4 protein-coding genes are annotated in these 4,938 nt (G+C 69.8%); 3 read left to right on the top strand and 1 reads right to left on the bottom strand.

Translation table 11 applies throughout. The annotated features are described in order from the left end of the window. Positions 1–594: 594 nt before the first annotated feature. Positions 595–1,134 carry a hypothetical protein gene (locus VFZ20_RS19800; RefSeq protein ID WP_329685666.1) on the bottom strand — a complete coding sequence of 180 codons (540 nt, stop codon included), beginning with the start codon at positions 1,132–1,134 and terminating at the stop codon, positions 595–597. A 300-nt stretch (positions 1,135–1,434) separates the two neighbouring features. On the opposite strand from VFZ20_RS19800, the gene VFZ20_RS19795 reads away from it, so the two are divergent. From VFZ20_RS19795 to VFZ20_RS19785, 3 genes are all read left to right on the top strand, one after another. After that, complete coding sequence (locus tag VFZ20_RS19795; RefSeq protein ID WP_329685665.1) at positions 1,435–2,400, top strand: M48 family metallopeptidase; 966 nt, start codon at positions 1,435–1,437, stop codon at positions 2,398–2,400. Positions 2,401–3,022: 622 nt separating this feature from the next. Beyond that, positions 3,023–3,613 (top strand): HU family DNA-binding protein, encoded by a 591-nt coding sequence (locus VFZ20_RS19790; RefSeq protein WP_329685664.1) that lies wholly within the window; start codon positions 3,023–3,025, stop codon positions 3,611–3,613. A gap of 107 nt (positions 3,614–3,720) precedes the next feature. Then, positions 3,721–4,833, top strand: a complete 1,113-nt coding sequence (locus tag VFZ20_RS19785) for an AI-2E family transporter (protein ID WP_329685663.1) — start codon at positions 3,721–3,723, stop codon at positions 4,831–4,833. Positions 4,834–4,938 lie beyond the last annotated feature (105 nt).

Below are 4,938 nucleotides of genomic sequence, written 5' to 3'. Positions count from 1 at the left end.
GGCGGAGGCCCATCGGGACGGAGAGTTGGGCCAGGCGAGTCGAACGCGGGAAGGGAAGCCCGTGCGCACACTCCCGGCGAATGAATTCGCGGCACCGAAAACGTGATGTCGGCCTGCGCCGACAGGTCCGGGCAGGGTGGGTGCCGTGGGGTGCGCGGAGCCCGCGCGAGTGGTTCAAGCGGAGGCGGAGAGCCGCCCGGGAGGTGCAGTTCTCCCCCTCCCCCGCGAAGCGGGGGCAGGGGGTCGGGGGGAGGGGGCCCTCCGCGGGCGAGACACTCTCCGCTCCGCAGCACGGCCCCGGAGCCCACGAGGAAGTTCTCCCCTCTCCGCGAGGAACGAGCGGGGAGGGGCCGGGGGAGGGGCGGGCTGCTGCCGGCGCGATCTCCGCTCCTTCACACAAATCGCCGATCTCACGCGATCGCCGCGCTCTGTCGATTACCACGTGTCGTCCGCGGGCCATCCGCCGAGATCGAACCGCCCCCAAACGCGAAGAGGCGGCCCGCCCGGGGCCGCCTCTTCGTCATCTGCTGCCGATCATCCGCTTGTCGACGGTCGGTCATCCGTCCGCCGGTCAGGACCGGTCGAACCGCGCGATCAGGAGGCGCGGTTGTAGACCAGGCGGTACGTCAGCGGGTTGGGCAGGCGCGGGCTGGTGATGGTCACGTTCATCGTGAGCGTGTTGCCCTCGACCGTGTACACGTTCACGCGCTGGCCGTCCTCGGCCTGGAACGTCTGCGTAAGGCGGCCGTTGCCCCAGGTGGTGGTCACGCGCACGCAGTCGCCGCGCACGGCCTGGCAGGTGCGGCCCGTCTCCCGGTGCCACAGCACGGCCGAGCCGTTGGAGGGGCTGCTGACCGACGGACGGCCCGCCATGTCCACCCGGTAGTTGCCGCCGTCCGTGTGGATGACCAGCTGCGGGTACGCCGTGTTGGTGCTGCGCAGGCGCGGACGGGCAATCTGCCGCACCACCACGTTCATCCGGGCCACCGCCGTGTTGATCTTGGCGTTGATGTCGTCGCTCTGCTGACGGTTGAGCGACCAGGTGCCGCCCAGCTGCTGCTGCGCCTGCACGGCCTGCGGCAGGATGGCGAACAGCGCGAGCGCACAGACCAGGGCAATGCGTTGACGGCGCATGGCAGATCCTCCAAGATGCTAGGGAGACGGGCCGCGCAGCGCGGGCCGCGGGCGCGGCCGGAGGCGGCAGGGGATAACCCGGAAAGATCCCGCAATCTACGGACATCCGGGGCAGCGCGGTAGGGTGGGCGCCGCAAACATGTTTTTACGCACACCCCGTACCCCCGCGCCCGCAAGATGGGTCCATCCCCCGCGGATGAAACCCCGCGCCGCGCCCGCCGTACGGCCCAGCACGCGCGCGCAGCACCGGCGCGGCGCGCCTTCCCCATCCGCACATTCGAAAGATCGAGGCCCGGGCTGATGATCACTCCCCACCAGAAGCGCATCCTTACCCAGATCGACCCGCGCACGTGGGAGCACCCGGCGGACCGGGCGGCGCTCAACGCCCTGCGCAAGGTGCCCGTCTTTGACCAGGTGCTGCGCACGGTGTTCGGCTTCTTTGGCGAAAAGCCGCTGCGGCTCGCCTTTCTCTCCGGCTCCGTGCGCGTGTCCGAGACGCAGTATCCGCGCGTGCACCGGCTGTACATGGAGGCGTGCCGCACGCTCGACGTGCAGCCGTACCCGCTGTACGTGCAGCAGGCCCAGGTGCTCAACGCGTTCGCGTTCGGCATGCAGAAGCCGTTCATCGTCCTCAACTCCTTTACCGTGCAGGAGCTGGACGACGACGAGCTCAGCTTCGTGCTGGGCCACGAGATCGGCCACGTGATGAGCGGCCACACGCTGTACCTCACCATGATGGTGGTGCTGTACCAGCTTTCCCTCGTGGGCTTTCCCATCGTGGGGCTGGCGGCGCGCGCGGTGCTCACGGCGCTGATGGAGTGGCAGCGCAAGGCGGAGCTCTCGTGCGACCGCGCGGGCATCCTGGCCGTGCAGGACCCCGAGCCGGCCATGCGCACCATGCTCAAGTTCGCCGGCGGCAAGACGGGGGAGACCAACGTGGGCGACTTTCTCGCCCAGGCCGAGGAGTACCGCGAGACCAACGACCTGGCCGACCAGGTGTTCAAGGTGCTCAACGTGCTGGGCCTTACGCACCCCGCGCCCGTGATCCGCGCGGCGGAGATCCGCACGTGGTTCGAGAGCGGCGCGTACGAGCGCATCGTGGCGGGCGACTACCGCCGCCGCGGCGAGCCCGAGACGGCGTACGCCGAGGACGTCGCCGCCGCCACGGCCTCGTACCGCGACAGCGCGCGCGACGCGTTCAACAACGCGCAGCAGGCGGCGCGCAAGGTGGTGGATTCGTTCCGGCAGGGGTTCGGCACGCGGTAATTGCCGGGAAGGGCAACTGCATTCTCACGCAGAGGGAGCAGAGCCAGCAGAGTACCCCGGTTCCGCGCGGAGCCGGGGTACTTTGCCGTGGGGCGGACTCTTACCGCATTCTCACGCAGAGCCGCGGAGAACGCAGAGTACGTCATCGCGCGATGACGTCCTCTGCTGCTCCGCGGCTTTTCACATGGCGTCGATGGACGCTACGGGGATGCTGAACCTGTTGACCCTGTGTGAGGCGTTGTTGCCCTGTTCCGCGCCGGGCCTGGGCTCCATCCGCGCGTCCACCCTTGTCTACAGTGTGGCTGTTCGTGGTCACAGCCTCCTCCATGCACGAGTTGCTTTTCGGCTGATCGACTGACTGAAATGCGAGGTGGGGACTGGGCGGAAGCGAATTGGAGGATTCGTCAAGTCATTGTACGTGAACAGTTTGTGTTAAACGTGCACCCGGGCGCTCCAGGGCCGGGCGGCGGCAGGAGCGCGCGTTTGGCGTCCTCCGCGTGCGCGGATGGGGCTAAACCCCAGCAATGACGCCGTTGCAAGTGGAACCGAGCTTGCATCAGCCGGCGCCCGGGCGGGCCGAACGGCCGCGCCTGACCTCAACCGCCCACTCGTGGAGACTCCCATGAACAAGGCGCAGTTAATCGACCAGGTGGCCGAAAAGGCCGGCCTGAGCCGCGCTGCCGCGGCTCGCGCGTTCGACGCCATCTTCGACACCGCCGGCGGCGCGGTGTCGAACGCGGTGCACGGCCTGGGCGAGCTGTCCATCCCCGGGTTCGGCAAGTTCACCAAGAAGACGCGCGCCGCCCGCCAGGGCCGCAACCCGCGCACCGGTGCCGTGATCGACATCCCGGAGCGCAGCACCATCTCGTTCACGGCGGGCAAGAACTTCCGCGAGGCCTCGCCCAGCGGCCGGCGCAAGGCGGCCGGCGCGGCGCTGGGCGCGGCGGCCGGTGCGGCGGCGGGCGCCGCGGCCGCGGCGGCCACCAAGCCCAAGCGCGGCTCGGCCACGGCCGAGGTGAGCGGCACGGCCTCCACGACGACGGCGTCCACCGGCCGCGGCCGGAGCGGCGGCCCGTCGTCGGCCAGCAATGGGAGCGGCAACGGCGACACGAACTCGGGCGGCGGCGTGTCGTCGCGGGGCGGCGGCGGCAAGAGCGGCGGGTCCAAGGCGGGTGGCGGCAAGAGCGGCGGTGGCGGCCGCGGCGGGCGCTGAGGTCAGGCGCTGACGGGCGAGGCCGCGTCCCCTGGGGGCGCGGCCTCGTTCTTTCATAGGGACACGAGCCCGCATTCGACGCACCGTCCGCACAGGCACCGCACACCATGGCCGAAGCACAGGTCCGCCGCATTACCTGGAGGTCCGCAGACGTCGCGCGGGTCTTCGCCATGGGGCTGCTGTTCACGTTCCTGTGGCGCTTTTTCTGGATGGTGCACAGCGCGCTGTTCATCGTCATGCTGGCCATCCTCATCGCCATCGTCATCCACGCGCCGGCCAGGCGGCTGGAGCGGATGGGGCTGCCCTTTCGCTTTTCCCTGCCCCTGATGACGATGGTGTTCGTGGGCAGCCTGGTGGGGCTCGTCGTGGCCATGGTGCCGCACCTGATGGCGCAGATGCGGCTGCTGGCCACGGAGCTGCCCGTGGCGCTGGAGCAGGTGCAGACGTGGTTCCGCAGCCAGGCGGGCGAGGGGCCGGGGTCGCAGTTCTCGCAGAACATCACCCGGCAGGCCACGGAGTTCATCGGCCGGTTCGTGCCGCTGGCGTTCAACTTCATCACCACGCTGCTGGGCTCGTTCGCCATCATCGTGCTGGCCACGTTCTTTGCCGCGCAGCCGGACGTCTACCGCGACCTGCTGCTGCGCATCGTGCCCGTGGAGTCGCGCGACCGGTGGGAGCGGGTATACGACGAGGCCGGGCGCAACCTGCGGCAGTGGACGGTGGGCAAGGCGCTCACCATGCTGTTCATCGGCGTGGTGACGTACATCGGCCTGGCGCTGTTCAAGATCCCCGGCGCCCTGGCCCTGGCGGCCTTCGCGGCGCTCATGGAGTTCATCCCCAACTTTGGGCCCACCATCGCGGCGGCGCCGGCCGTGGTGGCGGCGTTCGCCATCTCGCCCGGGACGGCGGTGTACGTGGCCGTGTTCTACTTCCTGCTGCAGCAGGTGCAGAACGCCATCACGGTGCCCCTGGTGGAGCGCCGCGCGGTGAACATCCCGCCCGCCATCCTGCTCGTGTGGCAGCTGATGCTGGCCGTGGGCTTCGGGCTGATGGCGCTGTTCGTGGCCACGCCCATGCTGGCCATCATCGTGGTGGCCGTGCGGATCCTGTACTTCGAGAAGCAGGAGGAGCGCGCCCTGTGGAACCGGCGCGAGACCGAGACGCCGCCCGTGCCCGATTCCATGCCGCCCCACACGCCGCCCGCCGCGCAGGAATCCTGACGGGGAGGACGGGGCCGGACGCGCGATCGAGAGGAGATCCTGTGAAGATCGAGCGCCCCCCATCCCGGGCCCTTCCCCCACAAACTGCGTGGGGGAAGGGAGAAC

This window comes from Longimicrobium sp., from assembly GCF_036280135.1.
Taxonomy (GTDB): Bacteria; Gemmatimonadota; Gemmatimonadetes; order Longimicrobiales; family Longimicrobiaceae; genus Longimicrobium.
The sequence above is the reverse complement of the archived record's forward strand: the minus strand, read 5'-3'. Positions and strand labels throughout refer to the sequence as shown.

Coding starts and splice junctions, on each gene's coding strand:
- VFZ20_RS19800 (WP_329685666.1), bottom strand. CDS start 1,134: ATGCGCCGTCAACGCATTGCCCTGGTCTGTGCGCTCGCGCTGTTCGCC.
- VFZ20_RS19795 (WP_329685665.1), top strand. CDS start 1,435: ATGATCACTCCCCACCAGAAGCGCATCCTTACCCAGATCGACCCGCGC.
- VFZ20_RS19790 (WP_329685664.1), top strand. CDS start 3,023: ATGAACAAGGCGCAGTTAATCGACCAGGTGGCCGAAAAGGCCGGCCTG.
- VFZ20_RS19785 (WP_329685663.1), top strand. CDS start 3,721: ATGGCCGAAGCACAGGTCCGCCGCATTACCTGGAGGTCCGCAGACGTC.